This is a genomic window from Providencia sp. JGM181, from assembly GCF_018257375.1.
In the GTDB taxonomy this organism is placed as follows: Bacteria; Pseudomonadota; Gammaproteobacteria; order Enterobacterales; family Enterobacteriaceae; genus Providencia; species Providencia lanzhouensis.
Map to the genome: position 1 here is coordinate 1 of NZ_JAERJY010000208.1, position 4,096 is coordinate 4,096.

Annotated in this window: 3 protein-coding genes; 1 reads left to right on the top strand and 2 read right to left on the bottom strand. The window is 45.7% G+C overall.

The features are described 5' to 3' along the window. The first annotated feature begins 44 nt into the window (after nt 1-44). Entirely contained in the window at nt 45-1,652 is a 1,608-nt protein-coding gene (locus JK188_RS16645; protein ID WP_211887741.1) for a GMC family oxidoreductase, read from the top strand. 49 nt (nt 1,653-1,701) lie between these two features. Here JK188_RS16645 and purT read toward each other — a convergent pair whose 3' ends face one another. Both purT and rarD read right to left on the bottom strand, forming a co-directional pair. Then, nucleotides 1,702-2,880, bottom strand: a complete 1,179-nt coding sequence (gene purT / locus JK188_RS16650; RefSeq protein WP_211887739.1) for a formate-dependent phosphoribosylglycinamide formyltransferase — start codon at nt 2,878-2,880, stop codon at nt 1,702-1,704. A 161-nt stretch (nt 2,881-3,041) separates the two neighbouring features. Next, entirely contained in the window at nt 3,042-3,968 is a 927-nt protein-coding gene (rarD, locus tag JK188_RS16655; protein WP_036955645.1) for an EamA family transporter RarD, read from the bottom strand. Nucleotides 3,969-4,096: the final 128 nt, after the last annotated feature.

Genomic DNA, 4,096 nt, shown 5'->3' on the forward strand with positions numbered 1-4,096 from the left:
GAGACAGAATGATGATTGAATGTTAATTTCAACAGGGAAATAAAATGAGCACACAAAAATATGACTATATTATTGTCGGTGCAGGCTCCGCAGGTTGTGTTCTCGCCGCACGTCTGATCCAAGAAACCCAAGCTCGCGTGCTGCTTATTGAAGCGGGCGGTAGCGATAACCATATGTTTATCCGTATGCCTGCTGGCGTCGCTAAAATTATTGCCCAAAAAAGTTGGCCATATGAAACCGAACCTGAACCTCATGCCAACAACCGCAAAATGCAAATTGCTCAAGGTCGCGTGCTGGGGGGCAGTAGTTCAGTCAATGGCATGATCTACATTCGCGGGCAAAAACAGGATTATGATAACTGGGAACAAAAGTACGGATGCGAAGGCTGGGGTTACCAAGACGTTCTACCGTGGTTTAAAAAAGCCGAACGCAATGAAAGCTTGACCGGAGAATACCACGGCACTGACGGACCTCTTCCCGTCAGTGAAAACCGTTATCGCCACCCACTTTCTATGGCATTCATTCAAGCGGCTCAAGAACATGGTTTACCATACGTTAATGACCTTAATGGAGAGAGCCAGCAAGGAACCAGTTTCTATCAAACCACCACACATAATGGGGAAAGAGCCAGTACATCCAAAACCTATTTGAAATCAGTAGCAAATAGCGACCGTTTAACGCTCAAACTTAATACCCAAGTTAACCGCATTATTATTCGCGATGGACAAGCGGTTGGCGTGGCTTACCAAGGTAAAAATGGTCACGAAGTCGAGGCCTTGGCGCGTGAAGAAGTGTTGGTTTGCTCCGGCGCAATGGGATCAGCGAAGTTATTGATGCTCTCTGGTATCGGACCTGAAGAACACCTTTCCTCTTTAGGGATCAAAACCGTGGCGAATTTACCGGTGGGCAAAAATTTTCACGATCATTTGCATATGTCCATCAACGTCACCACCAAAGAGCCAATTAGCTTATTTGGTGCCGACCAAGGCTTTGCCGCTATCAAACATGGTTTTGAGTGGATGGCATTTCGCAGTGGGCTACTCGCTTCTAACGTTTTAGAAGGCGCCGCCTTTAAAGACAGTTGCAACCAAGGTCGCCCTGATGTGCAAATTCACTTTTTGCCTATTTTAGATAGCTGGGATGACGTACCGGGGGAGCCGCTACCTGCCGCTCACGGTTTTTCACTGAAAGTCGGTTACTTACAGCCTAAGTCTCGCGGGGAAATTTTACTGCGTAGCCAAAACCCGCAAGATCCGTTAAGAATTCACGCCAATTACTTGGCTGAACCAGAAGATATGGAAGGTTGTAAACGTGCGGTGAAATTCGGTTTAGAGGTATTAAGCCAGCCATCATTGCAAGCTGTCAGTAAAAATACATTGATGCCGCCTGCCCAAGTTCAGCATGATGAGGGTCAATTAGAAGAGTTTGTGCGTAATTTCTGTAAAACGGTTTATCACCCCGTTGGAACCTGCCGTATGGGTACCGATACCGCAAATTCCGTCACTGATTTACGTCTTCGCGTCCATGGGATCAATAAGCTACGTGTGGTGGATTGCTCCGTGATGCCAGAAATTCCAAGTGGCAATACCAATGCGCCAACCATCATGATTGCGGAGCGTGCAGCCGCGATGATTATTGAAGATAGGCAATAATCACCCTAAAAAGCCCCCCGCCAGAACCTAACAGGCGGGGGGATAATCACTATCCTGTTACTTTCACTCGAGCCGCCGCTGTTTTTGCCATCTCTAGGGCTTGCTCAATCGAATCTCCGACCGCAAGCGCCACACCCAAACGGCGAGTTCCCGCAATTTCCGGTTTGCCAAATAAACGTAATTGAATATCAGAACCGAGTGCCTCGTGAATGCCCGAAAAAACCACATTCCGGCTATGCAGCTCAGGTAAAATCACGGCCGATGCGCTGGCACCATACTGGCGAATAGTGCCAATCGGTAAGCCTAAGAAAGCGCGAACATGCAATGCAAACTCAGACAGGTTTTGAGAAATCAACGTCACCATGCCCGTATCATGAGGGCGAGGAGAGACTTCGTTGAAAATGATCTCATCGCCACAGACAAACAGCTCCACGCCGAATAAGCCGTATCCCCCTAAAGCGGTGACAATTTTCTTCGCCACGTCCTGCGCTTTTTGCAAAGCAACGTCACTCATCGCTTGCGGCTGCCAAGATTCGCGATAATCACCTTTTTCTTGGCGATGACCCACTGGCGCACAGAAATGCACACCGTCTACCGCGCTAATGGTTAGTAATGTAATTTCAAAATCGAAATTCACCATTTTTTCAACAATCACGCGCCCTTGACCTGTACGCCCGCCTTCTTGGGAATAATTCCACGCACTATCAAGCTGCTCCGCTGAGCGAATGATGCTCTGCCCTTTCCCCGATGAGCTCATGACTGGTTTTACAATGCAGGGAAAGCCAATTTCATGGGCTGCGACTTCAAAATCCGCTTTCGTTTCCACGAAGCGGTATTCCGACGTCGGCAGTTGTAGCTCTTCGGCAGCTAAACGACGGATCCCTTCACGATTCATGGTTAGGTAAACCGCATTGGCAGATGGCACGACTTTTTGACCTTGCTTTTCGAGTTCCACCAACGTTTTGGTGGCAATCGCTTCAATCTCAGGAACGATAAAATCTGGTTTCTCACTTTCAACAAGTTGGCGTAGTGCCTCACCATCCAACATATTGATGGTGTAGCTGCGATGAGCAACATGCATCGCAGGTGCATTGTCATAGCGATCCACCGCAATCACTTCAATACCCAAACGCTGGCACTCAATCGCCACTTCTTTACCTAACTCCCCCGAACCGAGAAGCATAACTTTTGTCGCGCTAGAACAAAGTGCAGTACCTAATTGGCTCATGATAATGACCTTATATCCCCAGAGATAAATGCAGCTACATAAAAGATAATGTCTAAAAAGATGGCAGGATTATATACGCAATCGTTTGCTTTGACTATGATAGAAGCATAACCCGTTAACAGTATTATCTGTAAAACGGGCTAACCCATTAAAATTAAAAGTTAAATTTTGGGAGATTCATCCCGCCCAGTCACATACGGTTGATGGCGGGCACCTTTGCCATAGCGTTTATGGAGTAGCGCTAATACACAAAACAGTAAGCCAATCCAAATCAAGGTAAAACTGACACCTTTGACCCAATCGAAAATTTCATTAAACAGGAAAACTGCTAACAAGAATTGAATTGTTGGCTCGATATATTGCGCTAAACCAATCACCGTTAATGTGGTACGTTTAATGGCTGCCGTGAAAAAGAGTAATGGAATGATAGTCACAGGCGCCGCCAACATGTACAGCATTTTGGTTTGCCAATCACCATTTTCTACCGCGCTCATTCCATGTGCGGATAACCACCATGTAATACCTATCGCCAAGGGTAATAACCAAAGCGCCTCTAAAAACAGCGAGGTGATAACATCAAAACGAATAAACTTACGGATCAAACCATAAACTGCAAAAGCGCTCCCCATCACTAACGCTAAAACGGGCAATTCCCCATATTGTATGATTTGGTAGGCAACACCTGAAAAAATAAACACAACCGCCAGTTTTTCAGCAAAGACTAAACGCTCTCGCAAGAAAATCACACCTAGCAAGATTGAAAACAGCGGGTTAATAAAATAACCTAAGCTCGCAGCCAGTACTTGCCCATGAGTTAACGCATAGGTGAAGGTTGTCCACGATACCGCCATAATCGAGGAACTAAAAAAACATAACACAATTGAACGTTTATCCGCCCACACTTGCTTCCACAGGGATTTATTCTTGATAAGCAACCGAATGAAAAATAAGAACGGAAGAGACCAAATCAATCGTTGCGCCAGTAATTCCATGGCTTGTGCATCAGGAAGTAACCGATAAAACAGCGGGGTTATCCCCCAAAGAATATAAGAAAAGATAGCTAATGCTACCCCGGAACGCAGCAACATAATTTATCCGTATGAAAGTGTGGTTGATTTTTCTTCTCTATAATACGCCAATAACGGAAAGATAATAGGTTGAAGTGCAAACTATCACTAAGGTTATCGATCAATTTATTCACACTAAACACTTTTAT

Coding starts and splice junctions, on each gene's coding strand:
- purT (WP_211887739.1), bottom strand. CDS start 2,880: ATGAGCCAATTAGGTACTGCACTTTGTTCTAGCGCGACAAAAGTTATG.
- rarD (WP_036955645.1), bottom strand. CDS start 3,968: ATGTTGCTGCGTTCCGGGGTAGCATTAGCTATCTTTTCTTATATTCTT.
- JK188_RS16645 (WP_211887741.1), top strand. CDS start 45: ATGAGCACACAAAAATATGACTATATTATTGTCGGTGCAGGCTCCGCA.